The 24,555-nt window shown below is 65.9% G+C and carries 20 protein-coding genes; 13 read left to right on the top strand and 7 right to left on the bottom strand.

The window, feature by feature from the left end; genetic code table 11:
- The gene (locus H0A72_RS15270; RefSeq protein ID WP_180156861.1) at positions 1–2,409 is read right to left on the bottom strand and encodes a S8 family serine peptidase; all 2,409 of its coding nucleotides are present in this window, start codon (positions 2,407–2,409) and stop codon (positions 1–3) included.
- A 128-nt stretch (positions 2,410–2,537) separates the two neighbouring features.
- Here H0A72_RS15270 and H0A72_RS15265 point away from each other — a divergent pair, with 128 nt between their 5' ends.
- The 4 genes from H0A72_RS15265 to H0A72_RS15250 all read left to right on the top strand — a co-directional run bounded on the left by H0A72_RS15265 (position 2,538) and on the right by H0A72_RS15250 (position 6,980).
- A complete protein-coding gene (locus H0A72_RS15265; protein WP_246436983.1) occupies positions 2,538–2,918 on the top strand; it encodes a DUF2946 family protein in 381 nt (126 codons plus the stop codon).
- A gap of 149 nt (positions 2,919–3,067) precedes the next feature.
- A complete protein-coding gene (locus tag H0A72_RS15260) occupies positions 3,068–5,167 on the top strand; it encodes a TonB-dependent receptor (protein WP_180157219.1) in 2,100 nt (699 codons plus the stop codon).
- 21 nt (positions 5,168–5,188) lie between these two features.
- The gene (locus H0A72_RS15255) at positions 5,189–6,685 is read left to right on the top strand and encodes a PepSY domain-containing protein (protein ID WP_180156857.1); all 1,497 of its coding nucleotides are present in this window, start codon (positions 5,189–5,191) and stop codon (positions 6,683–6,685) included.
- 85 nt (positions 6,686–6,770) lie between these two features.
- Positions 6,771–6,980 carry a hypothetical protein gene (locus H0A72_RS15250; protein ID WP_180156855.1) on the top strand — a complete coding sequence of 70 codons (210 nt, stop codon included), beginning with the start codon at positions 6,771–6,773 and terminating at the stop codon, positions 6,978–6,980.
- A 63-nt stretch (positions 6,981–7,043) separates the two neighbouring features.
- Here the strand turns inward: H0A72_RS15250 and H0A72_RS15245 are convergent, their stop codons facing one another.
- From H0A72_RS15245 to H0A72_RS15235, 3 genes are all read right to left on the bottom strand, one after another.
- Complete coding sequence (locus tag H0A72_RS15245; protein ID WP_180156853.1) at positions 7,044–7,172, bottom strand: entericidin A/B family lipoprotein; 129 nt, start codon at positions 7,170–7,172, stop codon at positions 7,044–7,046.
- A gap of 152 nt (positions 7,173–7,324) precedes the next feature.
- Positions 7,325–10,006 carry an aconitate hydratase AcnA gene (gene acnA / locus H0A72_RS15240; RefSeq protein WP_180156851.1) on the bottom strand — a complete coding sequence of 894 codons (2,682 nt, stop codon included), beginning with the start codon at positions 10,004–10,006 and terminating at the stop codon, positions 7,325–7,327.
- A gap of 14 nt (positions 10,007–10,020) precedes the next feature.
- Positions 10,021–11,016 carry a Bug family tripartite tricarboxylate transporter substrate binding protein gene (locus H0A72_RS15235; protein ID WP_180156850.1) on the bottom strand — a complete coding sequence of 332 codons (996 nt, stop codon included), beginning with the start codon at positions 11,014–11,016 and terminating at the stop codon, positions 10,021–10,023.
- Between the two features lie 163 nt (positions 11,017–11,179).
- Here H0A72_RS15235 and H0A72_RS15230 point away from each other — a divergent pair, with 163 nt between their 5' ends.
- Positions 11,180–11,887, top strand: coding sequence for a GntR family transcriptional regulator (locus tag H0A72_RS15230; RefSeq protein ID WP_180156848.1), 708 nt, complete (start codon positions 11,180–11,182; stop codon positions 11,885–11,887).
- Here H0A72_RS15230 and H0A72_RS15225 read toward each other — a convergent pair.
- Entirely contained in the window at positions 11,865–13,370 is a 1,506-nt protein-coding gene (locus H0A72_RS15225; RefSeq protein ID WP_180156846.1) for a lyase family protein, read from the bottom strand. The two genes, H0A72_RS15230 and H0A72_RS15225, sit on opposite strands and share 23 nt — an antisense overlap.
- A 376-nt stretch (positions 13,371–13,746) precedes the next feature.
- Between H0A72_RS15225 and H0A72_RS15220 the strand changes: the two genes are divergently transcribed.
- A complete protein-coding gene (locus tag H0A72_RS15220) occupies positions 13,747–14,454 on the top strand; it encodes a TerC family protein (protein WP_180156844.1) in 708 nt (235 codons plus the stop codon).
- A 97-nt stretch (positions 14,455–14,551) separates the two neighbouring features.
- On the opposite strand, the gene H0A72_RS15215 is transcribed toward H0A72_RS15220, so the two are convergent.
- On the bottom strand, positions 14,552–15,346 hold the full coding sequence (locus tag H0A72_RS15215) for an IclR family transcriptional regulator (protein ID WP_343060203.1): 795 nt from the start codon (positions 15,344–15,346) through the stop codon (positions 14,552–14,554).
- Positions 15,347–15,461: 115 nt separating this feature from the next.
- Here H0A72_RS15215 and H0A72_RS15210 point away from each other — a divergent pair, with 115 nt between their 5' ends.
- From H0A72_RS15210 to ahpF, 7 genes are all read left to right on the top strand, one after another.
- A complete protein-coding gene (locus H0A72_RS15210; RefSeq protein WP_180156843.1) occupies positions 15,462–17,084 on the top strand; it encodes a GMC family oxidoreductase in 1,623 nt (540 codons plus the stop codon).
- Positions 17,085–17,207: 123 nt separating this feature from the next.
- Positions 17,208–18,431, top strand: a complete 1,224-nt coding sequence (locus H0A72_RS15205) for a TRAP transporter substrate-binding protein (RefSeq protein ID WP_180156841.1) — start codon at positions 17,208–17,210, stop codon at positions 18,429–18,431.
- 72 nt (positions 18,432–18,503) lie between these two features.
- Entirely contained in the window at positions 18,504–19,043 is a 540-nt protein-coding gene (locus H0A72_RS15200; protein ID WP_180156839.1) for a TRAP transporter small permease, read from the top strand.
- Between the two features lie 22 nt (positions 19,044–19,065).
- Positions 19,066–20,337 (top strand): TRAP transporter large permease, encoded by a 1,272-nt coding sequence (locus H0A72_RS15195; protein WP_218953351.1) that lies wholly within the window; start codon positions 19,066–19,068, stop codon positions 20,335–20,337.
- 11 nt (positions 20,338–20,348) lie between these two features.
- Positions 20,349–21,113 (top strand): TSUP family transporter, encoded by a 765-nt coding sequence (locus tag H0A72_RS15190; RefSeq protein WP_180156835.1) that lies wholly within the window; start codon positions 20,349–20,351, stop codon positions 21,111–21,113.
- 146 nt (positions 21,114–21,259) lie between these two features.
- Positions 21,260–21,823 (top strand): alkyl hydroperoxide reductase subunit C, encoded by a 564-nt coding sequence (gene ahpC / locus H0A72_RS15185; RefSeq protein WP_180156833.1) that lies wholly within the window; start codon positions 21,260–21,262, stop codon positions 21,821–21,823.
- Between the two features lie 104 nt (positions 21,824–21,927).
- Positions 21,928–23,529: an alkyl hydroperoxide reductase subunit F gene (gene ahpF, locus H0A72_RS15180; protein ID WP_180156831.1), complete on the top strand. Its 1,602-nt coding sequence runs from the start codon at positions 21,928–21,930 to the stop codon at positions 23,527–23,529.
- 55 nt (positions 23,530–23,584) lie between these two features.
- Here ahpF and H0A72_RS15175 read toward each other — a convergent pair whose 3' ends face one another.
- The gene (locus H0A72_RS15175; protein ID WP_180156829.1) at positions 23,585–24,496 is read right to left on the bottom strand and encodes a LysR family transcriptional regulator; all 912 of its coding nucleotides are present in this window, start codon (positions 24,494–24,496) and stop codon (positions 23,585–23,587) included.
- Positions 24,497–24,555 lie beyond the last annotated feature (59 nt).

Below are 24,555 nucleotides of genomic sequence, written 5' to 3'. Positions count from 1 at the left end.
TCAGACCCCCCACAGCCCCGCATCGAGCGCGGCAATCGTGCGCCCCTCGTTGACGCCATACAGCAGATAGTGCGCCAGCGGATCCAATCGCGCCTCCGCCACGTCGGTGTATTTCGCCAGATAGCCCGCCCCGTCCATCCAGGCGGACGGCGCCCTGCCTTCCGTCCAGCCGTATTCCTGGTAATGCTGATAGCCGCTATGCAGCCACCCCAGTGCGAGCGCGCCCGCCACGTCGGGATTCTGGGCCAGATACCATTTTTCATTGAACAAGGCATTGGGACTGCGGCCCTCGCTCGCGCCCCACTGGCGATAATGCTCGGCTCCGCTGGAGAGATGGCCGGCCCACACCGCGGCGGCCACGTCGGGGTTTTGCTCCAGATAGCCGGTTTCATCGAACAGATCGGGGCCGAGGTTCGACGGCTGCTTGCTCAGCACCACCTGGTCGGCGAAGTGCAGCAGCTCGACGTTGTAGAGCACGTCGGTGCCGCCGCCGGACAAGGCGAGGCTTTGCAGCGAGATGGCGTTCTCGTGCCGGGCGATGCTGAAGTCCGATTTTGCGCCGATCAGACGGACGACGTCCACGCCCGCGGCGCCGTCTATGTGATTGTTGCCGCGGCCCGCCATCAGAATGTTGTCCAGCCCGTTGCCGATGAGGATGTCGTCGCCGTCGCCGGACGTCAGGCCCCGGAAGCCGGACGGATCGGCCAGCTTCAGGTCGGCGTCGCCCAGCCACGAGATGCCGGTCGTCAAGTCGAAACGGACGTCGCTGGTCACCGCCGCCGCGTTGAGGGTGGTGCCGTTGGACGGGTCCAGGGTGGCGCGGCCCGACTGAAGTTCGGCGAACCGGGCGAATTCGTCAGTGAAAATCTGGCTGCCCCCGGTCGTCTGGCCGGCGGTGTAGGCCAGTATGGACCAGTCTTTCAGGCGCACCGTCTCGCCGCCGGCATCGTTGCGTATGCGCAGCGTCCATTCGCCGTTCAGGTCTTCGCCCCAATTGCGGACCGTGTTCAGAGTGTAGTTCAGCGCGGCGGGCAATTCAGGGTCCGGCACGCTGCCGTCGTCGTCATCGTCGGGCACATAGACCGGCGGCCGGTTGATCAGGGTGCTGACCGTGCCGTCGGGCGAAACGAGCTCGAGGACGACGTGTTGCAGCCTGGGGGCCTCGATGTCCACCGTGACGGTGACTTGCTCGACCCGGTGGTCGCGTGCGAAATAGGCGCTGGCCTGCTGGACCTGGCCTGCTTCGATGGTCAGGGAATGTTGCGCCACGGAGCCCTGTTCCAGCAGCAGGTTGGCGTAGGTGCTGGTTTTGTTCCAGCTTTCGGCCAGGCGCACGGCCGCGTGCGCGTCGAGGTGGCCGAAGCCGAAGTCATGGCTGCCGAGCAGGGCGCCGCCGTTCCAGTCGCGGGCGCCGTTGAATGCGGCATCGAGGCCGCGGTCCAGGAAGTCGGCGCGTTTGGATGAATAGGCCAGGATTTCCTGGACGTCGCGGTATCCCAGCCGCGGGTTGGCCTGCAGCATCAGTGCGGCCACGCCGCCCGCCACGGGGGTGGCTGCGGAGGTTCCGTTGAAAAAAGAATCGCCCCGGTCGGTGTAGTCGCCCGCGGTTCCGGACGCCTTGTTATAGCCGTCGGTGCCTTGCCTGTCGGTGGTGACCATGGCGCTGGGCTCCGAGCCCGGGGCGGTGACGAGAACCGATGCGCCGGGCGTGGAATACACGGCAATGTCGCCCCTTTGGTTCGAGGCCGCGACGATGATGGCCCATGGAATATTGTCCGTGGGGTCGTAGTTGGTGTTGAACTTGTCCAGCCTGTCGTTGCCGGCGGCGAAGAACGTGACGATGCCAAGGCCGTCGCGCCCGTCCTCGGCCATGGCGCGGGCGGGTTCCCAGTATGCGGCCTGCTGCGCATGCTTGTCGAACGGCCAGCGCATCGCCCCCCAGCTGTTCACCGACACGGAAATGCCGCCGTCGATCATCTTCGCCGCGGCGCGTGTAAAGGAAAGCAGGGGCTCGGTATCGGTGAGCAGCAGCAGGCTTCGATACGCGGCGATCTGCGCATCCCAGGCGACCCCGACACCGCCGATGCCGTTGTTGGCGCTGGCCGCCACCAGGCCCGTCACGGCGACGCCATGCTCGTCGCCGGGCTGGCGCACCGCCGCGCCGGGGATGTCGAGCGCGACGTCCCAGGACAGGTCCCGCCGGTAGTTGTGCACGAGGTCGGGGTGCGTTTCGTCCATGCCGTCGTCCATGATGCCGACGATGACGCCCCGCCCGGTGTAATCGGGCCATACCGGCAGCACGTTGATGTCGAACCCGGCGACGCTGCCCGGGAACGTTCCCGTGTTGTGCAAATGCCATTGCATGGGGAACAAGGGGTCTGAAGGTGGGGTCCAGGAGGTTTTTTTCATATTCGAATCAGGGTAAGGGTGGGGGGCATATGCGAAATGCATATATCTGCGGCATCCTGCCTGCGTGCTAAGATTTTGTCCATACATAGTGTCCCGCCCACCTTGCCGCGTTGACAGCCACTTTTTTCATGGCCTCCCGCCTGTCCATCCGACGCACCAGCTGGTGTTTGCTGATTGCGTTCCTGTTTGCCGTGCTTGCCCCCACCGCCAAAGCGATCGGGGCGGGCGACGCGTCGCAGGTGGTCTGGGCGCATCTTTGCACCGCCGAGGGCGGGAAGCTCGTCGCGCTGGACCAGAATGGGGATCCGGCCACCGAGCCCGACGGCGACGGGCTCCACGCGGGCCATTGCCTGCTCTGCTTTCACCCCTGCGGCATTCCCTCCAGCGCCGTCGCCATCCTGGCGGCCGACCTCCCGCCACCGCGCTTCCACGCCCTGGGCGCTGAAAGCGCATGCGAATCCCGGGTCTGGAAGACGCCTCCCTGCAGGGCGCCGCCCCTTTCTGCTTGATTCCTCACGACTCGCGCGGAGCCTCGGGGCTGCGCGCACCGCTACGACTTCTTCACGGAATCAACATGAACTTCCTACGTATCGGCGCGGCGGCGCCGCAGCGTCGGGGGCGCGGCCGCGTGGCCGTGTCTTCGCGCATCGCCGTTTCCATGCTGGCATTCGGCGCGGCCGCGCCGCAAGCACAGGACGGCCCCGCTGTACAGGGCGGCCCAGCGACCTTGCCGGCCATCATCATCAAGAGCCGGCCGGCCGCCGTCCTCGACACGCCGGCCTCCACCGGTTCGAATCTGAATCTGTCCCCGCGGGAAACACCCGCCAGCCTCGACATCATCCGCCGCGAGCAGCTGGACGAGCGCGGGGACGCAAGCGTGCTCGACGCCATCACCCGGTCGGGCGGGATCAGCGCAATGGGGCATCCGGGCAACGGCGGGTCCGCGCTTTCTTCGCGCGGCTTCACCGACAGCACGTCCGTCATGCGCCTGTATGACGGCATGCGGCAGTACGGCGGGGTGGGCGTCACCTTTCCGTTCGACACATGGTCGGTCGAACGCATAGAGGTGCTGCGCGGGCCCGCGTCGGTGGTGTATGGCGACGGGGCCATCGGCGGCGTCGTCAACGTGATTCCCAGGCGGCCCCGGCAGGGGCCGGTGGAAAACGAGTTGCAATTGACGGCCGGCACGGAGCGCACCGGGCGCTTCGCCTTCGACAGCAGCGGCGCGCTGACCGACAAGCTGGCGTATCGCTTCGACCTGAGCGGAAGCCGCAGCGACAATTGGGTGGACCGGGGCGAGTCGCGCGACCTGACCGTGTCGGGCGCGCTGCAATGGGACGCCACGCGCGACCTCCGCCTGACCTTGAGCCACGCCCAGGGCCGCCAGAAGCCGATGCGCTACTTCGGCACGCCCCTGATCGAAGGGCGGCAGGCGGACGAGCTGCGGCGCAAGAACTACAACGTCGATGACGGCCTCATCCGCTATCGGGATGCATGGACGGAACTGGACGCCCTTTGGACGCCGCGCGACGACGTCACCGTCAGGGCGAAGCTTTACAACGTCCGCAGCAAGCGCGACTGGAGGAATGCCGAAAAATACGTCTATAACCCCTCCACGAAATGGATAGACCGCTCCGACAACACAGAGATCAACCACGACCAGAAGCAGACCGGCCTGACCGCCGACGCGGCGTTCGACGGCCGCCTGGGCGTCTTCAAGAACATCTTTTCGATCGGTTTCGACCTCAACCGCAGCAGCTTCCGGCACACCAACAACACCTACACCGGCAGCTCGGGCCCGGTCGATCCGTATGACCCGATACCGGGCTACTTCCATAGCGATCAGCCGACCATGCCGCGCTACCGCAACGAGGCGCTCCAATACGCCGTGTTCATCGAGGACCGGCTCGAGCTCACGCCGCGGTGGTCGGTGATCGCGGGCCTGCGCCACGACCACGCCAAGCTCGTGCGCGACGACCTCGTCTCGTCCGCCAGGGTGCTGGATCGCAGCTATTCGGACACCGGCTTCCGGGTCGGGACGGTCTTTCAGGCGCGGCCCGGCCTGGCGCTGTATGCCCAGTATTCGGAAGCGGCCGATCCGGTGAGCGGCATCTTGATGCTGAGCCCCGCGAATGCGGAGTTCGAGATGGCGCGGGGGCGGCAGATCGAGGTCGGCCTGAAGCAGAGCTTTCTCGACGGCAAAGGCGAGTGGACCTTGGCGCTCTATCACATCAGGAAGACCGATTTGCTGACCCGCGACGCCATGGATCCCGCCCGGCGGGTCCAGGTGGGGGCGCAGTCCTCGCGGGGCATCGAGGCGTCGCTGTCCATGGAGCTGGCCCGGGGCTGGACGATAGAGGCCAATGCCGCCATGCTGCGCGCCCGCTACGATGATTTCACCGAATCCGCGGGTTCGCCGCCCATGGCGGTCTCGCGCAACGGGAAGGTTCCGCCCAATGTCGCGCAGCGCCTGGCCAATCTGTGGCTGGGCTGGGAGTTCGCCCCGGGCTGGACCGCCATGGGCGGCTTGCGCTACGTGGGCAAGCGCTACGCCGACAACGCGAATACGCTGGAATTGCCTTCCTATACGACGACCGACCTGGCCTTGCGCTGGCGGCTCGATAAAGACACGACGATCACCGCGCGCGGCTACAACGTGTTCGACAAAGCCTATTTCACCACGGCTTATTACACGCCCACGCAATGGCTGTACGGGCCGGGACGCCGCTACGAGCTGACGCTCAACCATCGGTTCTGACGGCGGACCGGGAGCAAGACCATGGGAAAGATGAAGCGCCTGATCTATCTGGCGCATCGGTGGCTGGGCATCGGGGCTTGCGTCCTGATGCTGCTCTGGTTCGCCAGCGGGGTGGTGATGCTGTATGTGGGCTACCCCAAGCTGACGCCGCCGGAACGGCTGGCGGCCTTGCCGCCGCTGGCCGAAGAGGCATGCCGCGCGCCGCTGGACGGCCTGGAAGGTCGGCCGCTGGACGACCCTCGGGCGACGGCGGTGCTGACGTCGGCCGGCGGCGGTCCGGTCTATCTGCTGCGTGAAGGGCGGGGGCCCATCCGGGTGTTTTCGGCGCTGACCGGTTCCGCCGTCCAGGGGCCGGCCGGCGCCCGGGAGGCCGTGGCGTCCGCCCAGGCGTTCGCCGGCGCGCCGGCGCTGGGCTATCTGGGAACCATCCAGGAAGACCGCTGGACGCACGGGCGCGGCCTGGATGTCCACCGGCCGCTGCACCGGGTCCTGGTTGACGGGCCCGAGCCGTCCACCCTGTATGTGTCGTCGGCGACCGGGCAGGTGGTGCTGGATGCGCCCGAGAGCCAGCAGCGCTGGAATTACCTGGGCGCTTGGCTGCACTGGCTCTATATGCTGCGCTTCCAGTCCGTCGATCCGGTCTGGTCATGGATCGTGATCGCGCTGTCCGCGGCGGGGACGGTGCTGGCCGCCAGCGGCGTGTGCGTCGGCATCTGGCGCTGGCGCTTCCGCGGCCGGTACAAATCGGGCTCGCGCTCGCCCTATCGCGCGCCGATGATGAAATGGCATCACATCGGCGGCCTGCTGTTCGGCGCGTTCCTGAGCTTCTGGATCTTCAGCGGGCTGATGTCCATGAACCCCGGCGGCGTGTTCTCCGCCAGGCATGGCGCGCCGGACATGGCGGCCTACCGGTCGGCCGGCTCCGCGGATTTTTCCGGGCTGCGCGAGCCGGCGCGCATCGTCGCCGCCCTGCGCGGCGCGGGCTTCGCGCCGGTCGAACTGGCATGGCTCAGCCTGGCGGGCCGCCCGTATGTGCTGGCCCACGACGCCGCGGCCGACAGCCGGATCGTCACCGCCGAAGGCCACGGCCTGGAAGTGCGCGATCGCTGGCGCCCCGAAGAGATCCGGCCCGCGGCGGGGCGCTTGTTCAAGGCCGATACCCGGCGGCTATCGGTGTTGTCGGACTACGACGCCTATTATTACCGGCGGCACGCCGAAGCGATGAACGGCGGGGCGCCGCGCGGGCTGCCGGCCCTGATGCTGCAGTTCGCGGACCCCGACGACACGCGCGTGTATATCGATCTGCGCACGGGCGAGGTGAACCTGGCCTTGGCGCGGTCTGAAAGAGCGGGCCGCTGGCTGTTCTATTTTCTGCATAGCTGGGATACGCCCGCCCTGTTGCGGGCCGGCCCGCTGCGCGATGCCGTGCTGATCTTCCTGAGCCTGGGCGGCATGCTGGTGGCGGCGACCGGCATCGTGATCGGGTGGCGCAGGCTCCGCCGCAAAGGGGTTCGATGATACACTCGGGCCGTCCTGTATGGACGACGACGCGGGCCTGGTTCGTGCCGCCCGCGGATTCGATCAATAAGAAAGGGGGGCATCCATGCACTACATCATCCAGATCCTCGCGGCCATTCTCGTGGGCACCGCCATCGGCGCCATTCTGGGGCCGCGCAGCAACGTGCTTTTCATCGGTTCCATCATCGCCGTCGCCCTGGGCCTGGCGGCCATCGTCACCGCGTCCTGGGTGCTGCTGGCCATCGGCACCGCGGTTTTCCTGGTGGTCCAGGGCATGCGCAGCGCCCACGCGTAAGGGACGAAAATAGCGGCGAGGCCTACGGAAAACCTCGCCGCCATCCCATCGCCATGCCGGCTGCTAGCCGGCTTTTTGTTGGATCTTTTCTCCGCCGCGCTCGATATCCTGCCCCGCGCCGCGCATCGTGTTGGTGCATCCCGCTGCGAGCGCCGCAAGAGCGATGACCATCGTTAAGATTTTTATTTTCATGCTGTTCTCCTGACCAAAGATGACTGCTAGCGGCCGCCCGCCCGAAGGCGGCGCGGACCCGGTCGATGCTCGGCAAGTTCCGTGCCTGGACGGGGATTCCGCTTGCGCGCGCCGCGGCCGGGTGCCCGGCCGGCCGGCGCGCGCCGGCCGGTTCAGGCGGTGGACTGCATGAAATGGTCGAGCATGGTGGTCAATATGCCGCCCTGGCGCCACACCGCCTCTTCGTGCGCGGTATTCAGCCGCGCCTGAAGGCGTATCGTCCGCGTTCCTTGCGCGTCCGAGATCCGGCACTCGACCCAGCCGTTGGGCGGTATGGTGTCGGGCACGTCGATGTCGAAACGCGTTTCGGCGGTGATGCCCAGCGAATTGCGCGTCACGCCCGGCTCGAACTGCAGGGGCAGCACCCCCATGTTGACCAGATTCGACCGGTGTATGCGCTCGAAGCTCTCGGCCAGCACGGCCTGCACGCCCAGCAGGCGCGTTCCCTTCGCCGCCCAGTCGCGCGACGAGCCGGTTCCGTATTCCCGACCCGCCACGACGACCACCGGCACGCCGGCCGCCAGGTAGTGCATGGCGGCATCGTAGATCGGCGCCACGCGGCCCTCCGGCATGATGAGCGTGCCGCCGGCGGGCCCTTGCGGCAGCAGTTCGTTGGCCAGCCGCCCGCCGGTGAATGTGCCGCGCATCATGACCTCGTGGTTGCCGCGGCGCGCAATGAAGGTGTGCAGCGCGGCCGGGGCGACGCCGCGGTCCCGCAGGTAGCGGCCCGCCGGGACGTCCGGCCGTATGCCGTCGGCGGGGGAGATGTTGTCGGTGGTCACGCTGTCGCCCAGCACCAGCAGGGGGCGGGCGCCGCGCAGGCTGCGGCCGGCCGCCGGCCGCTGGTCGATGTAGGGCGGCCGGCGCACATAGGTGCTGTCGGGGTCCCACTCGTACAGCATCGAGCCGCCCGAGGGCAGGGCCCGCCAGCCGGCGTCGCCTTCGGTGATGCCGGCATACTGCCTGCGGAAGCGGTCCGGGGTGACGTAGCGCTGTTCGATTTCCTTGATTTCGGCGTTGTCCGGCCAGATGTCGGACAAGAACACCGGCGTGCCGTCGGGCGCATGGCCCAATGGCTCCGTGGACAAATCCATGCGCACGCTGCCGGCGATGGCGTAGGCGACGACCAGCGGCGGCGAAAGCAGATAATTGGCGCGTGCCAGCGGGTGGATGCGGCCCTCGAAGTTCCGGTTGCCGGACAGGACGGCGGAAACCGTGAGGCCGCGGCTTTCGATCGCGGATTGCAGGTCCGGCGCGATCGGGCCCGAACCGCCGCCGCAGCTGGCGCAGCCATAGCCGGCAAGCTGGAAGCCCAGGCCGTCCAGGTCGGACTGCAGGCCGCTGGCCTGAAGGTAGTCGCTGACGACTTTCGAGCCGGGCGTGAACGAGGTCTTGACCCATGGTTTTGCGCGCAGGCCCTTGGCGCGCGCCTTGCGCGCCAGCAGCCCGGCGGCGATCATCGCGCTGGGGTTGGACGTATTGGTACAGCTGGTGATGGCGGCGAGTATGACCGCGCCGTGGTCGAGTTCGGCCATGGCGGCGCCGGGCGCGCGGGGGCCGGCCTGCGGGCAGGCGGCCAGGAAAGAGGCCGGAATGTCCGACAGGGCCACGCGCTCGTGCGGCCTGCGCGGCCCCGCGGCGCTGGGCTCGACCGTGGCCAGGTCGAGCTCGACCACGCGCGAGAATTCCGGCTCGGCGGCGCCGGGGTCGCGCCACAGGCCTTGCAGGCGGCAGTAGCGCTCGACCAGTTCGATGGCCTCGTCGTCGCGCGCCGAGCGGCGCAAATAATCGATCGTGCCGGCGTCCACCGGGAAGAAGCCACAGGTGGAGCCGTATTCTGGAGACATATTGGCCAGGGTGGCGCGGTCCTCCAGGGTCAGCGCATCGCCGTCCAGCGCCGGGCCGGTGAATTCGACGAAGCTTTCCACCACCTTGGCTTCCCGCAGCAAGCGGGTCAGGGTCAGCACGATGTCGGCGGCGGTCACGCCCGCCCGGGGGCGGTTCAGCAGGCGGACGCCGACGGTCGGCGGCAACAGGAAGGACAGCGGTTCGCCCAGCATGGCCGCTTCCGCCTCGATGCCGCCCACGCCCCAGCCCAGCACGCCCACGGCGTTGATCATGGCGGTATGGCTATCGGTGCCGGCCAGCGTATCGGGATAGGCCAGCGGCGGGTCCTGGCTGTGATCGACGAACACCACCCGGGCCAGGTGCTCCAGGTTGATCTGGTGCAGGATGCCCGCGCCCGGCGGCACGATGGAAAGGTTGTCCATCGCGTGCTGCGCCCATTTCAGGAAGGTGTAGCGCTCGCGGTTGCGGCGATATTCCAGGGCGACGTTCAGGTCCAGCGCGCCGGCCTGGCCGGCGTAGTCGACCTCGAGCGAGTGGTCGACGATCAGCTCGACGGGAATGCGCGGATTGATCCTGGATGGGTCGCCGCCGGCGCGCGCCATGGCGTCCCGCATGGCGGCCAGGTCGATCAGCGCCGGGATGCCGCTGACGTCCTGCGCCATCACACGCGCCAGCATCAGCGGTATGGTGTCTTTGCCGACGCGCTCATGGTAGTTGCGCAGCACCTCGAGCGGCAGCGCGGCGCCGACGTCGTCGCGTTCGGCATGGCGCAACAGGTTCTCCAGCAGCACCCGGATCGAATAGGGCAGGCGGCCGAGCCCGGCCTGGGCGTAGTCCGCCAGCTCGGGCAGGGAGTAATAGGCATAGCGCCGGCCGCCGGACTCGAACTCCCGGCGGCAGCGCGAACGCAGCGCGGAGGCTGCGTTGCGAAGAGAAGGTTGATTCATGTTTCGCGCTGGTATCAGGTCGCTTTGATGTCCGCTTTGCGGATGACGTCTTTCCACTGGGCGATGTCGGCGCGTATGGTCTCGAGCAGCTGCTCGGGGCTGCTGCCGACGGGCTGGCTGCCTTCGGACCTGATGCGTTCCTGCATTTGCGGGCTTTTCAGGACCTCGGCCATTTCCTTGTTGAGGCGGGCCACGATCTCTTTGGGAATGCCCTTGGGGCCGGCCACCGCGTGCCACAGGTCGGACTTGAACCCCGGCACGCCCGCTTCCTTGAAGCTGGGCACGTCGGGCAGGGCGGGTATGCGGGCGTCGGCGATGCCCAGACCGATGGCCCGTTTTTCCTGGATGACCGGCACCACGATGGCGACCGACGAGAACATGAGGTTGACCGTGCCGCCGATGGTGTCCTGCAAGGCGGGGCCCGTGCCTTTGTAGGCGACGTGGTTGAGCTTGATGCCCGCGAGGTCGGCCAGATGCTCCATGCTCAGGTGGGTGATGCCGCCGACGCCGGACGAGCCATAGGTGACGACCCCGGGTTCGCGCTTGGCCCACTGCACGAGTTCGCCGAAGTTCTTCACCGGCAGGTCTTTGTTGCCCACCAGAATGAGCGATTCGCGCTTGAACAGCGTAATGGGCTCGATGTCGTTGATGGAGTCGAAGGGCAGTTCGCGCAGCGCGGCGTTGCAGGTGTGGCTGCTGGACAGCATGACCAGCGTGTAGCCGTCGGGCGGGGACTTGATCGCCGCGTGCGTGCCGATGCTGCCGCCCGCGCCGGGCCGGTTCTCGACGACGACCGGAACGCCCATGCGTTCGGTGAGGTGCTGGGCCAGCTGGCGGGCCGTCAGGTCGCCGCCGCCGCCGGCGGCCAGCGGCACGATGATCTTGATGGGACGGTTGGGATAATCGCCCGCGCCCTGGGCCAGCACGGCGGGTGCGGAAATGCCCAGGCCGCTGCCCACGGACAAGGCGCCCATGGAAGTGATCAGACGACGGCGAGTGGTCGAAACCATGGTGTCTTCCTCCTGCGGGGTGAGTCCCGCGATAGATTACGGTTCGTTGATGTGTTTTCAGCTTGAAAATGTTATCGACAATCAAATAAGATTGTCAACAATAACCATATTGACGATGAGCACAGGGCGCGCGGGTGTCTGCGATCCGGGTGAAGGAGCGAACATGGAGCCGATAAAGCCGCAAGCGGCGGTCGACGTCCGGCAGCGTTTGTCGGTCGACGAGATCATGCGCCGGCTTGAAGACCTGATACTGAAGGGGGATTACGGCCCGGGCGCGCGCCTGCCCGAGCAGGCGCTGGCCGATGCCCTGGGCATCGGCCGGGGGCCTTTGCGCGAGGCCATCCGCACGCTGGAAGGCCGGCGCCTGCTGGAACGGGTGCCGCATGCGGGCGTGCGCGTCGTCGATTTATCGGTCGAGGACATGGACCAGATCCTGACCGTGCGCGAATCGCTGGAAGGCATGGCCAGCCGGCTCGCGGCCGAATACATGACCTTGCCGGAAGTGCGGCGGTTGCGCGCCATCACCGCGGGGCTGGAGCACCTTGGCAGCCGCGACATGGAAGCGGTGTTCAAGGTCGATTCCGACCAGGACTTCCATCGCACCATCGTGCTGGGCAGCCGCAACAAATGGATCACCAATCTGCTGTGCCGCGATCTGTACACGCTGCTGCGGCTCTGTCGAATGCGGTCGGGGCAGCTGCGGCGCGACATGGGCCGCATACACCAGGAACATCACGCCATCGTCGACTGCATCGAACGGCGGGACCCGGACGGCGCCGAGCGCCTGATGCGCGCCCACGTCCGTGAAAGCCGCGAGCGCCTGCTCGCGGCCTTGAGAGGGCCCAACCCTAGCCCGCCTGCCCCGCGCTGAGCTTGCGGAAGTCGGCGTCCAGCTTGTCCAGCGCCGCGTCGATGGCGTGGCGGCGGTCGGCGATCCATTGCTTTTGGGCGTCCAGGTCCTGCCGCGCCGATGCGATCATCCGTTTCATTTCCGCGGGCTGCGGGCCGCCGGCCGTCGCCCGGTGCTCGACGATGGCGACCGGGTCCAGGTTGGCGCGGAACTCGGCTTCGCTCATGGGCAGGGTTTGCGGATAGGAGCCGCCCTTCACCGCTTCGGCATAGATGCGCTGCGCCTGCTCGTAGGGAAAGTCCAGCGGCTTGATGTTGTGCTGCTTGGCGTAATCGACCACTTCCGATGCGAAGTGGTGGCCGACGCGGAAAGGCAGCTTGTGCTTGCGCATGAGGCTGTCCGCGAGCTCCTGCGATGCCGTCCAGTCGCTGTTGAGCTCTTCGAGCGCGCGCTCGGGGCTGATGACCAGGGCCTTGAGCACCCGTTCCCAGTTCTTCAGCGCCGTGATGCCGCTGGCCACCATGGCGCTATTGGCCTTGGAGCTCTTGGGGTCCGACATGCCCGGGGTGATGTTGTGCGCCTGCAGCGCCGGGCCGAAGGCCAGCGTCATGGCGGTCGAAGCGCTGCTGCGCGTGTTGTTCAGCAGCCCGGGGTTGCGCTTTTGCGGCATGGCGCTGGACACATAGGTGTTGTCGCCGCCTTCCTGCAGCAATATCCAGGGGCGCGGCTGCGCATACTGCGTCAGCAGGTCTTCGACGAAGTGCCCGGTATGCAGGGCAATGCTGGTGACGACGGCGCCGACTTCGACGGGATGCTCCATGGAGGAAATCTGCGACGCGTCGTAGGCGTTCTCGACGGTGGCCGCGAAGCCCAGGTACGCCGCCATGCGGTCGCGGTTCAGCGGCCAGCTGCTGCCGTTCAGCACCGTGGTGCCCATGGCGGACCGGTCGATGCGCGCATAGGCTTCGCGCATGCGTTGCGCATCGCGCCGCAGGCCGGCGGCATGCCCCAGCAGATAATGGCCGTAGCTGTTGGGCTGCGCCGCCACGCCGTTCGTGTAGTTGGGCACGATGGTGCCCGTGTGGCGTTCGGCCAGATCGACGAGCGTGGCGGACGTCTTGTGCAGCTGCTCGGCCAGTTTCAGCAAGTCCTCGCGCAAGATCGCCGCGCGGAAGGTGGCGTGCATGTCCTGGCTCGACCGGCCCGCATGCAGCAAGGTGATTTCCTGCCCCGCCTCTTTGATCAGCAGGGGCTCGAAGGAAATGACCGTGGACGGCCGCTTCCCGCCTTCCCGGTTGCCGGCCTGGATCACCTTGTCGATGCCCGCGGCAAAGCCCGGGGCCAGGGACCGCTCGATCAGGCCCTCGTCGGTGTTGATGACCAGCGACGCCTTGTTCATGGCGCCCAGCCAGAAGAATTCGTCTTTCTTCGCCTCCTGCCCGGCGGCGCTTGCGGCGTATCCCAGCAGGGAAAGGGATAGGGCGGTCAATGCGGCGTATTTCATTTTTGCGGTCTCCTTTGCGCCTGGCGGCGGGCGCGTCGATGGCGTTGTTTCGCTGACTATACTGCGAAAAAGTTTTGACATTGCGCAATTTCTGAATATACTTACGCCCTATCAAGGGGAGTAGCTTTCTTTCCGCAGCATCGTCATTACGGCAGTCCTGTCGCAGTATCCAGGCTCCCGGTGCTCGGGCAACACCAGTGTTGCAAGCAAGACCTTGCCGTGAAGGGCAAGGCGTATCTCCAACAATCGCTAAGGCCTGTCCTTCTGGATCAGGCCTTTTTTATTGGCGCATTCCCATGCCGCCGCCGGTTTGCCGGCGAAGGCGCGCCGGCCTGATTCTTACCCTTTTTCAATTGTTTATCCCCAAGGGGCGAGAATGTTAGAACTATTGCAGACGATAAGCTGGACGGCGGTTTTTCAGATCATCATGATCGACATTTTGCTGGGAGGCGACAACGCGGTGGTCATCGCGCTCGCCTGCCGCAACCTGCCCCCGAAACAGCGCATGCAGGGCATATTGTGGGGCACGGCGGGGGCCATCGGCCTGCGGGTCATACTGATCGCGTTCGCGCTGACCTTGCTCAGCGTGCCGTACTTGAAGGTCATAGGCGCGCTGCTGCTGGTCTGGATCGGCATCAAGCTGCTGATGCCCGACGAGGACGCCCATGGCAACATCGAGGGCGGCGCGTCGATCTGGTCCGCGATCAAGACCATCATCATCGCCGACTTCGTCATGAGCCTGGACAACGTGATCGCCATCGCGGGCGCGGCGCAGGGCGCCAATCCCGACCACCAGATCGGCCTCGTGGTCTTCGGCCTGATCATCAGCGTGCCCATCATCATCTGGGGCAGCACCATCGTGCTCAAGCTCATCGACCGCTTCCCCATCGTGGTCACCTTCGGCGCGGCGCTGCTGGGCTGGATCGCGGGCGGGATGCTGATCACCGACATCGCCATCGTGGAACGCTTCGGCGAGCCCAGCGGCGCCATGAAGCTGGCCGCGGAAGCCGTCGGCGCGGTCTCGATCGTGGTGCTGGGCCGTTTGCTGGCGCGACGCAAGCAAAGCGGCACGGCCGAAGCCTGACGGGGCGTTCACCGATATCGCCGGCCATGCGGCACGCACGGCCGGCGACGGCCGCCCCTTCCGCCATGGCGATCACCCCGCCACAGCGGGCCCCGGGCTATAGCAAGCCCTGCATTTCCCTGGCGGCCTTGTTCAGATAGGGCAGCAATTCTATGGCCCGTTCGATGGACATGCGGGCGGTGGGGGCGTGCATGGCCACGACGGCACGCACGTCGCCCCGCGAGTCGCGCGCCGGCACGGCTACGGCGACCATGCCGGCGATGAATTCTTCACGGTCGGTGGAATAGCCCTGTTCCCGGATCAGCCTGCATTCGCGTTCCAGGTCCAGCAGGCTGGTGATGGTGCTGGGTGTCTTGGCGTCGAGCTTGAGATGCGGAAGAACGCGCGCGGCTTCCCTGGGGGGCATGTGGGCGAGCAGCAGCTTGCCGCTGGCGGTGCAATGCAGGGGCACGTGCGAGCCGACGTCGAAGATGAGCCGCAACGGCCATTGCGCCTCGACACGGTCCAGGTAGACGACCTGGGTGCCGTCCAGGGTGGTGAAATTGCAGGTTTCGCCCACCTGCTTCACGAGTTCGATGAGCACGTCGTGGCGCAAGGCCTGCACCGAGCGGTGGTTGAGCGTGTTCAGCGCCAGGCGCCGCAAGGATTTCCCTATGCCGTAGCTGCGTTCGTCCACGTCGCGGGCCAGAAAGCCCATGGACACGAGCTGGGCGCACAGGCGATGGGCCGTGCCCTTGGGGATGTCCAGCTCTTCGGTGATCTCCGACAGCGCCATGGCCCGTCCTCGGGAAGAGACCGCGAGCAGGATGCGCAAGGCCCGCGTGGCGGCGCCGTCCGGCGCCGCGGTTCCATTATTTTCTTCGTCGTTGTCAAGTGGCGGAACGGAAATCACGGGTAACTCCTTAGGCCGAAAAGCGATTCATGTCTTGTGGCGCTGTGCGCTCGTCTATAAGATACATAGAACATTTTGTTCCATTTTATGAATCGTGCCAAGCGGGTGCTAAAAAATGGCGACAGGCTTTGATTACATCGTAGTGGGGGCCGGTTCAGCGGGCTGCGTATTGGCGGCGCGCTTGAGCGAGGATCCTTCCGTCAGGGTGCTGTTGCTGGAAGCCGGGCCGGCCGACCGCTCGCTGTGGCTGCATCTGCCCATCGGCTACGGCAAGACGATGTGGAGCGCCAAGTACAACTGGTGCCTGTACACCGATCCCGATCCCAACATGAACGGCAGGCGCATCTATTGGCCCCGGGGCAAGACGCTGGGCGGCTCGAGCGCCATCAACGGCCTCATCTACGTGCGCGGCCAGAAAGAGGACTACGACAGGTGGGCCGCCCTGGGCAACCCGGGCTGGAGCTACCAGGACGTCCTGCCTTACTTCATCAAGTCCGAAGGCAACGAGCGGGGCGCTTCCGCCTACCACGGCGGCGACGGCCCTCTGAAAGTGTCCGACATCCCGGGCCGCCACGAACTGATCGACGCCTTTGTGAAGGGCGCCCAGGAAATCGGCGTGCCCGCGACCGACGACTTCAACGGCGCAAGCCAGGAAGGCGCCGGCTATTATCAATTGACCACCCACCGCGGGTGGCGCTGCAGCACGGCGACGGCTTATCTCAAGCCCGCCCGGGCCCGGCCCAACCTGGTGGTGCACAGCCTTTCCCACGCAAGCGGCGTGATGCTCGAAGGCAAGCGGGCCATCGGGGTCAAATACCTGCGCAACGGGGTTGAAAGCCGCGCGCTGCTTGCGCCCGGGGGCGAAGTGCTGCTGTCGGCGGGCGCCATCCATACGCCGCAATTGCTGCAGCTGTCCGGCATAGGCCCGCGCGATCTCCTGGAAGCGCGCGGCATTCCCGTGGCGGCCGATTTGCCGGGCGTGGGCGAAAACCTTCAGGACCATCTGCAGATCCGGCTGGGCTATGAATGCACCCGGCCCATCACGACCAACGATGCGCTGAATTCGCTGTTCGGCCAGGCCATGATAGGCATGCAGTGGCTGATCCGCCGGCAAGGGCCGCTGGCCGTGGGCATCAACCAGGGCGGCTGCTTCATGCGGGCCCTGCCCGGCGAATCGGCCACGCCCGACATCCAGTTCCACGTCGCCACGCTGTCCGCCGACATGGCGGGGGGCAAGGTGCATCCCTATTCGGGCTTCACCTTCTCCGTCTGCCAACTGCGGCCGGAATCGCGCGGGCACATACGCATCCGCTCCGGCAACCCGCTCGAACCCCCGGAAATGCAGCCCAACTACCTGTCCACGGACCTGGACCGCCGCACGGCCGTGGCGGGCGTGCGGGCGGCGCGCAGCATCGCGCAGTCGAACGCGATGGCGCCCTACGTGAAGCGGGAAGTCAAGCCGGGGCCGGAGTTCGGCACGGACGATGCCCTGCTGGAGTTCGCGCGCGACAACGGCGCCACGATTTTCCATCCCAGCTGCACCTGCCGCATGGGGCCGGCGAGCGACCCCATGGCGGTGGTCGATGCGCGCCTGCGCGTGCGGGGCGTGGACGGGCTGCGCGTGGTGGACGCCTCGGCGATGCCCGTGCTGGTTTCCGGCAACACCAACGCGCCGGTGGTGATGATGGCGGAAAAAGCCGTGGACATGATTCGAGAAGACCGGCATACGCCGGCGTGAATGCAGTATCGAGCAGCACCGTAGGAGCGTAGTGAGCGCCGCGAGCCGTGCCGCGCCGTACATAAAGGCCGCCGCTGCGCCAGGCAATTCTGCCTGATTTCCTTTCCACATCGGGAGACAAACATGGCAACGAAAACACCTCTGGACCGCCGCGGCTTTTTGCGCATCGCGGGCAGATACGGCTTGACGTCCACCACCTTGGCCGCGCTGGGCTTCGCCGGGCCGCTGACCCTGGAAGGCGTGGGCCGCGCGTCCGCGCAGACCGCCGCGGCGCGCAATGGGAAAGCGCAGTTCAATTTCAAGTTCGGCGCCGCGGGATTCAACGAAGAGAACCTGAAGATCCAGGAGTCGGGACAGATCTGGTTCGCGCGCGAACTGGAGAAACGCAGCGACGGCGCCATCAAGGTGGACTTCATCGGCAGCAACCAGATCTGCAACCAGCTCGACTGCATCAAGAAGACGCAGCAGGGCATCGTGGATCTCTTCACCGCCAGCACCCAGAATTCCGCCGGGGCCGCGCCTTATTACAACGTGCTCGACTTCGCCTATATGTTCCCGAGCCGGGCCGCCCAGCATCATTTCTTCTACCATCCCAAGAGCGAGGCGCTGCTGCGCGAGCCTCTGCGCCGCCTGCACAACGTGCAATTCCTGTTCACGCACTGCGAGCTGCGCGGCCTGATGATGGGCGCCAAGTTCAAGGACAGGCCCACGGTCACCAAGGTGTCCGAGCTGGCCGGAACCAAGAACCGCGTGACCGGCACCCAGCTGGGGCGCATCGCCATGCAGCTGATGGAGCTGGGCCCCGTGCCGCTGGCATGGGAAGAGACCGTCGACGGGCTCAAGTCCGGCCTGATCGACGGCGCGGAGACCTGGATGGGCGCGGCCGGCTATGGGGGCTTGTCGCCCGTGCTGTCGCAGGCGGTGGATCTCAAGTTCTTCTGCGGCACCGAGCATACGGCGATGAACAACAAGGCATTCGAGAAGCTGCCCGCCAAACTGCAGGATGTCGTGCTGGAAACCGCCTTTGCCGCGCAGCAGTACACCCAGCGCGAGAACGAGCGCGCACTGGTCGAGAAAGTGGGCGCCGTCCCGAATCCCGGCCCCGATACCCTGTTCGGCAAGAACAAGGTCAGGGTCGCGCTGTTGTCCGACGATGAGATCCGGAAGGCCGAACAGGCGTGCTCGCCGGAATTCAACCCCAAGCCCTGGGAGGAATGGCGCGAACGGCTGAACAAGATGCAGGGCGGCGCCGACACCTACAAGGAAATCTACACCATCGCGCGCGAGATCCCCAAGGATGCGCCCGTGGACAGCGTCAAGCCCCGCCGCTGGTGGCAATCGGCCTGATCGCGGCAATGGCCGGCGGCATGGGCGATGGCCCGCCCATGCCCCGGCTTTTTTCAAACGAAGGAGACGGGAATGGGGTTCGTGTCTACAGCCTTGCGCTGGCTGGATCGCAATATCGAGCGCGCGTTCATACTGGTCGCTTATTCAACCATGTCGCTGATCATCGTCTTCGCCGTGATCCAGCGCTACGTCTTCAGCACCCAGATCCCATGGAGCGGCTCGGTGCCCATCTACCTTTTCCTGTGGGTCACCTGGATCGGTTGCTCGTACAACGTGCGCCGGCGCTCGCATCTGTGCTTCAACGAGGTCCGCATGCGCATGTCCTACGGTGCGCAGTACGCCTGCATGTGGCTCGATGCCGTCCTGTGGCTCGTCTTCGGCGGCCTGGTGGTGTATTTCACGCTGGAGCAGACCATGCTGGCCTATCAGAATTTTTCCATCGTGCAGGGCACCGACAACCTGATGCAGTGGTGGTTCTATTGCGCAACGCCGGTCGCATGGGTGCTGCTCATGTTCCGGGCCGTGCAGAACCTGCTTGCGGACGCCCGCAGGTACAAGAACAAACAACCGTTCATCGTCGCCATCCAGAGCGTCGGCGCCGAAAACGTATAAGGGAAGCCTCATGGATACCGGAATGTTGCTTTGGTTGATCACGGCCGGCGTACTGGTGCTGTTCGTGCTCGGCGTCCCGATTTTTCTCGTCATCGGGTTCTGGGTGGTGGGCGCGTCGATGGCCATCGACTTCACCCTGGCCAACGTCGGCGTCACCCTGTTCGAAGGGCTCAACTTCTTCGGCCTGCTGGCCTTGCCGCTGTTCATCCTGACCGGCGACCTCATCGCCGCGGCCGGCATCGCCCGCCGGCTGGCGAATTTCGCGCATGCCTGCCTGAGCTGGCTGCATGGCGGGCTGGGCCTGGCGACCATAGGCTCCTGCGGCCTGTTCGCGGCGATCTCCGGGTCGAATGCGGCCACCACCGCCACCATCGGCGGCATCATGCATCCGCTGCTCGTGAAGGACGGCTACCGCAGCCATTTCGCCGCGGCGACGGCGGCCGCGGGCGGCACGGTGGGCATCATCATTCCGCCGTCCATCATTTTCATCGTCTACGGCTTCATCATGAACCTGTCGATTTCCGACCTGTTCATCGCCGGCATACTGCCGGGCGTGCTCATGGTGCTGTCCATGCTCGCCATGTGCTGGTGGCGCTGCAGGAAAGAGAACATGGGCACGATCTCCCCGCTGGACATGCGCAATGTGCTGACGACGGCGCGGCGCGCCTACCTGGGCTTCTTCGCCATCTTCATCGTCATCTACGGCATCTACTCGGGCGTGTTCTCGCCGACGGAAGCGGCGGCGATCACCGTCGGCTTCTGCCTGGTCGCGGGCGTGTTCGTCACGCGCGAGATCAAATGGCGCGAATTGCCCGATATTCTGCTGCGCTCCGGCCAATTGACGGGTATGCTGGCGCCGATGATTGCGATCTCCATCGTCATGCAGCAGGTATTCGGGCTGCTGGGAGCGGCTGAAACGGTGTCGGCGTTCATCGCCTGGTTCGGCGACGGCAAGGTGGTGGTTCTGCTGGCGTGCATGGCCATCGTGTTCGCCGCGGGCTGCATCCTGGAAAGCCTGCCGATCACGGTGATCTTCGCGCCCATCCTGGCGCCGATCGCGGTGAGCGTGGGGGTGGATCCCGTGCATTTCTCGGTGATCTTCCTGGTGGGCGCCGCCATCGGCTTCATCACGCCGCCTTTCGGCCTGAATCTGTTCGTGGCCAGCGGCGTCACCGGCATACCGTACATGCGCATCGTTCCGTCGGTGCTGATCTACCTCGCCGGCCTGCTCGTGGCCTGGATGCTGATCGCTTTCGTACCCTGGTTCTCCTTGGGCCTGATCCCGGTTCGATAGCAAGGCGGTGCATGCTTCCAGACGGTTTTTTGCTGGCTTCCTTCGTAGCGATCGTCCTGGTGGCCGTGTATTTCCACACGGTCACCGGCTTTGGCCTGGCCATGATCATCATGGGCCTGGCGGGCGGCATGGGCGTCGCCTCGGTGGCGGCGCTCGCCTCCGTCATCAGCCTGATGACTCTGGTGAACAGCGCGCTCGCCCTGCGCGGCCACCTGCACCATATCGATTGGCGGATCGCGGCGGCGATGATCGCCGGCATCGTGCCGGCCAGCGTGCTGGGCGTGCTGGCGCTGGACTACCTGAGCAGCACCGCGGCCGACGCCGTGCAGATCCTGCTGGGGCTGGTGATCGTGTATGGCGGGGTCAGCTTCGCGCTGCGCCCCCGCGTGCTCGAGCGCGTGTCGGGCCTGGCGGGCTTCGCGGCCTATGGGTTTTTCGGCGGATTCATCGGGGGCATGTTCGGCATCCCGGGCCCGCCGCTCATTTTCCAGTTCTACCGGCAGCCCATGGAACTCGTGCGCATCCGCAGCTTTCTAATCCTGGTCAACGCGGTGGTGGCGGGGGCGCGCACGCTGTTCGTGGGCGCCCAGGGGCAGCTGGATGCCGACATATGGGCGCTCAGCGCCGTCTGCCTGCCGGTGGCGGCGGCCGCCACCTGGGCGGGCAGGCGCTACCCGCCGCCATTCACCGCCGCCGTGATGCGGCGCATCGCTTTCGCCGTATTGTTCCTGATGGGCATGGGCCTCATTCTGCCCGTCGTGCCCGCCTATCTATAGCATGAGCGGCGGGGCTGCCGAGCAGAATAGCTTTTGCCTATCTGATCAATAATATTAATCAATTTTACAAATCAATAGCGGCGGCCTATACTGCTTCTGTGTTCGGGAAAACCACGAACTTTTTTCACCAACTAGAGGAAAACGCTATGTCTCTGATCAACACCAAAATCAAACCGTTCAAAGCAACCGCCTACCACAACGGCAAGTTTGTTGAAGTCAGCGATGAATCCATCGCGGGAAAGTGGTCGGTCTTCGTTTTCTACCCCGCCGATTTCACCTTCGTCTGCCCCACCGAACTGGAAGACCTGGCCGAGCAGTACCCTGAATTCCAGAAGCTGGGCGTCGAAATCTACAGCGTTTCCACCGACACCCACTTTGCCCACAAGGCTTGGCACGACACGTCCGAAGCCATCGGCAAGGTCAACTATCCCATGATCGGCGACCCCACGCAAACGCTGTCCCGCAACTTCGAAGTGCTGATCGAAGAAGAAGGCATCGCCCTGCGCGGTACCTTCGTCGTCAATCCCGAAGGCGAAATCAAGGTCATGGAAGTGCATGACAACGGCATCGGCCGCGTTGCTTCCGAATTGCTCCGCAAAGTGAAGGCAGCCCAGTACATTGCCTCGCACCCGGGCGAAGTCTGCCCCGCCAAGTGGGAAGAAGGCGGCAAGACGCTGACTCCTTCGCTTGACCTGGTCGGCAAGATCTAAGCGGCGCGGCTTGCGATAGGCAGCCGGCCCATACCATCGCCGCGCAAGGGCCAAGAGCGCTTGCGCGGCTCCCCAAGCCCTCTTGTCATGAAGGTGGATACGCCATGTTAGACGCAAATCTCAAAACTCAGCTGAAATCCTACATGGGAATGATCTCCCAGCCGATCGAAATCACCGCTTACCTGGACGACGGCGCCAAATCGCGCGAACTGCGCGAGCTGCTGCAGGAAATCGAGCTGATGTCGGACAAGATTTCGCTCGTCGAACGCGGCGACGGCAGCCAGCGCAAGCCTTCATTCAGCATCGCCCGCGTGGGCACCGACATCAGCGTGACCTTCGCCGGCATCCCCATGGGCCACGAATTCACCTCGCTGGTGCTGGCCCTGCTGCAGGTGGGCGGCCACCCCATCAAGCTGGACGCAGCCGTCATCGAACAGATCCGCAATCTCGATGGCGACTACGAGTTTGAAACGTATTTCTCCCTGTCCTGCCAGAACTGCCCCGACGTCGTGCAGGCGCTGAACGTGATGTCCATCATCAATCCGCGCATCCGCCACGTGGCGATCGACGGCGCGCTCTACCAGGGCGAGGTCGAGGCCCGCCAGATCATGTCGGTGCCCACCATGTACCTCAACGGCGAAGTCTTCGGCCAGGGCAGGTCCAGCGTCGAAGAAATCCTCGCCAAGCTGGATACCGGCGCGGCGGCCCGCAAGGCCGACGAGCTCAGCGCGCGCGCGCCCTACGACGTGCTCATCGTCGGCGGCGGCCCGGCGGGCGCCGCGGCGGCCGTCTATGCGGCGCGCAAGGGCATCCGCACCGGCGTCGTGGCCGAGCGCTTCGGCGGCCAGGTGCTCGACACCATGGCGATCGAAAACTTCATTTCCGTGAAGGAAACCGAAGGGCCCAAGTTCGCCGCCGCGCTCGAGGAGCATGTCCGCGCGTACGACGTCGACATCATGAATCTGCAGCGGGCAAGCCGGCTGGTCGCCGGCGGCAAGCTGGTCGAGGTCCAGCTGGCCGACGGCGGCGTGCTGAAAGGCAAGACCGTCATCCTGGCGACGGGCGCCCGCTGGCGCGAAGTCAACGTGCCCGGCGAACGCGAATACCGCAACAACGGCGTCGCCTATTGCCCGCACTGCGACGGCCCGCTGTTCAAGGGCAAGCGCGTAGCCGTGATAGGCGGCGGCAATTCCGGCGTGGAAGCCGCGATCGACCTGGCCGGCGTGGTGCAGCACGTGACGCTCATCGAATTCAGCGACGTCCTGCGCGCCGACGCGGTCCTGCAGCGCAAGCTGAAGAGCCTGCCCAACGTGACCATCATCATGTCGGCGCAGACCACCGAGATCCACGGCGACGGCAAGAAGGTCAACGGCCTGACGTACAAGGACCGCAACACGGGCGAACTCGTCAAGGTCGAGCTCGAAGGCGTGTTCGTGCAGATCGGCCTGGTGCCCAACACGGAATGGCTGAAGGACACCGTGGCCCTGTCCCGCCACGGCGAGATCGAGGTCGACGCGCGCGGGCAGACGTCGCTGCCCGGCGTGTTCGCGGCGGGCGACTGCACCACGACCCCGTACAAGCAGATCATCATCTCGGCCGGCGACGGCGCGAAGGCGGCCTTGAGCGCGTTCGATCACCTGATCCGCAGTTCGGTGGCCGACCAGGAAGACAGCTCCGCCCAAGCCGAATCCACCGTGGCGGCCTGAGGCCCGGGCGGCAGCCGCCGCCCCGCGGTCATCGTTCCGGAAACCGGCGCATGCATCATGCGCCGGTTTTTTCGTCGCCGCTCCATCGGATGCCCAGCACCCGCCGGGAGACCTCCAGCCAGGCCTGGGCGGCGTGCGACAGATAGCGCGCGTTCCACAGCAGCGCTACCGGCCAATGGACTTCGGGCTCGACGATGGGCGCCAGCACCAGGCCTTCCCGATTGATGCGCTGTACGAAGGGCTCGGGCAGCAGCGCCAGCCCCATGCCGGCGCGCGCCATGGACACCGTCCAGTCCCATTGGCTGCTTTGCGCCGCCACCAGCGGCTCGAAGCCCGCCTGCAGGAAAGCCCTGCGCAATGCGCGCGTCATGGCGAAGTCGTCGTCCAGCAGTACGAGCGGCCGGCCGCGCAGGGCGTCGAGCCGCAAGCCCTTGCCGGACGGCTTGAACGAACCCGGTTCGCCCAGCGCCCAGACGGCGTGCCGGGCCACTTCCGCGCTTTCGAGGTCGGGCGCCGGGTCCAGCGGCAGCACGCTCATGCCGATCTCCAGCTCGCCGCGCGCCACGCGGCGTTCGATCTCGCGGCCGGTGTCCTCGTGCAGCACGAGCCGGATCCCGGGGTATTGCGAGCGGAAGGCCTTCAGCACCTGGGTGAACAGCAGATTGATCATGGGCGGCATGCCCAGTTCGAGCGTGCCCTGGTTCAGCGCCTGGGTCTCGCGCAATTCCAGGGCCAGGCGGTGCATGGCCGCGATCACGTCTTGCCCGCGCTCGTACACCACCTTGCCGGCATCGGTCAGCACCAGCGGCCGCGACGCGCGGATGAGCAGCGGCTCGCCGACCTCGTCTTCCAGCTGGCGGATCATCTTGCTGATGGTGGATTGCGTGACGTCCAGCTTGCGCGCCGCAGCGGTAAGGCTTTGCTGCCTGACCGTCTCGATGAAGTAGCGAAGGGAGCGGACGTCCATGCCGGCTAACTCATGAATAAAACGACTGGAATAGGTAAATTAAATTCATTATGTGAATG

Origin of the sequence: Parapusillimonas granuli, from assembly GCF_013416525.1 — a bacterium.
GTDB classification, from domain to species: domain Bacteria; phylum Pseudomonadota; class Gammaproteobacteria; order Burkholderiales; family Burkholderiaceae_B; genus Parapusillimonas; species Parapusillimonas granuli.
Note: the sequence above shows the minus strand (reverse complement) of the source record. Positions and strands in the feature narration are given on the sequence as shown.

What these genes read in the sequence shown, in the direction of transcription:
- H0A72_RS15265 (WP_246436983.1), top strand. Translation starts at nt 2,538, where the DNA reads ATGGCCTCCCGCCTGTCCATCCGACGCACCAGCTGGTGTTTGCTGATT.
- H0A72_RS15220 (WP_180156844.1), top strand. Translation starts at nt 13,747, where the DNA reads ATGTTAGAACTATTGCAGACGATAAGCTGGACGGCGGTTTTTCAGATC.
- H0A72_RS15200 (WP_180156839.1), top strand. Translation starts at nt 18,504, where the DNA reads ATGGGGTTCGTGTCTACAGCCTTGCGCTGGCTGGATCGCAATATCGAG.
- H0A72_RS15190 (WP_180156835.1), top strand. Translation starts at nt 20,349, where the DNA reads ATGCTTCCAGACGGTTTTTTGCTGGCTTCCTTCGTAGCGATCGTCCTG.
- H0A72_RS15250 (WP_180156855.1), top strand. Translation starts at nt 6,771, where the DNA reads ATGCACTACATCATCCAGATCCTCGCGGCCATTCTCGTGGGCACCGCC.
- H0A72_RS15270 (WP_180156861.1), bottom strand. Translation starts at nt 2,409, where the DNA reads ATGAAAAAAACCTCCTGGACCCCACCTTCAGACCCCTTGTTCCCCATG.
- H0A72_RS15210 (WP_180156843.1), top strand. Translation starts at nt 15,462, where the DNA reads ATGGCGACAGGCTTTGATTACATCGTAGTGGGGGCCGGTTCAGCGGGC.
- H0A72_RS15175 (WP_180156829.1), bottom strand. Translation starts at nt 24,496, where the DNA reads ATGGACGTCCGCTCCCTTCGCTACTTCATCGAGACGGTCAGGCAGCAA.
- H0A72_RS15205 (WP_180156841.1), top strand. Translation starts at nt 17,208, where the DNA reads ATGGCAACGAAAACACCTCTGGACCGCCGCGGCTTTTTGCGCATCGCG.
- acnA (WP_180156851.1), bottom strand. Translation starts at nt 10,006, where the DNA reads ATGAATCAACCTTCTCTTCGCAACGCAGCCTCCGCGCTGCGTTCGCGC.
- H0A72_RS15260 (WP_180157219.1), top strand. Translation starts at nt 3,068, where the DNA reads ATGCTGGCATTCGGCGCGGCCGCGCCGCAAGCACAGGACGGCCCCGCT.
- H0A72_RS15195 (WP_218953351.1), top strand. Translation starts at nt 19,066, where the DNA reads ATGTTGCTTTGGTTGATCACGGCCGGCGTACTGGTGCTGTTCGTGCTC.
- H0A72_RS15255 (WP_180156857.1), top strand. Translation starts at nt 5,189, where the DNA reads ATGGGAAAGATGAAGCGCCTGATCTATCTGGCGCATCGGTGGCTGGGC.
- ahpC (WP_180156833.1), top strand. Translation starts at nt 21,260, where the DNA reads ATGTCTCTGATCAACACCAAAATCAAACCGTTCAAAGCAACCGCCTAC.
- H0A72_RS15230 (WP_180156848.1), top strand. Translation starts at nt 11,180, where the DNA reads ATGGAGCCGATAAAGCCGCAAGCGGCGGTCGACGTCCGGCAGCGTTTG.
- H0A72_RS15245 (WP_180156853.1), bottom strand. Translation starts at nt 7,172, where the DNA reads ATGAAAATAAAAATCTTAACGATGGTCATCGCTCTTGCGGCGCTCGCA.
- ahpF (WP_180156831.1), top strand. Translation starts at nt 21,928, where the DNA reads ATGTTAGACGCAAATCTCAAAACTCAGCTGAAATCCTACATGGGAATG.
- H0A72_RS15225 (WP_180156846.1), bottom strand. Translation starts at nt 13,370, where the DNA reads ATGAAATACGCCGCATTGACCGCCCTATCCCTTTCCCTGCTGGGATAC.
- H0A72_RS15235 (WP_180156850.1), bottom strand. Translation starts at nt 11,016, where the DNA reads ATGGTTTCGACCACTCGCCGTCGTCTGATCACTTCCATGGGCGCCTTG.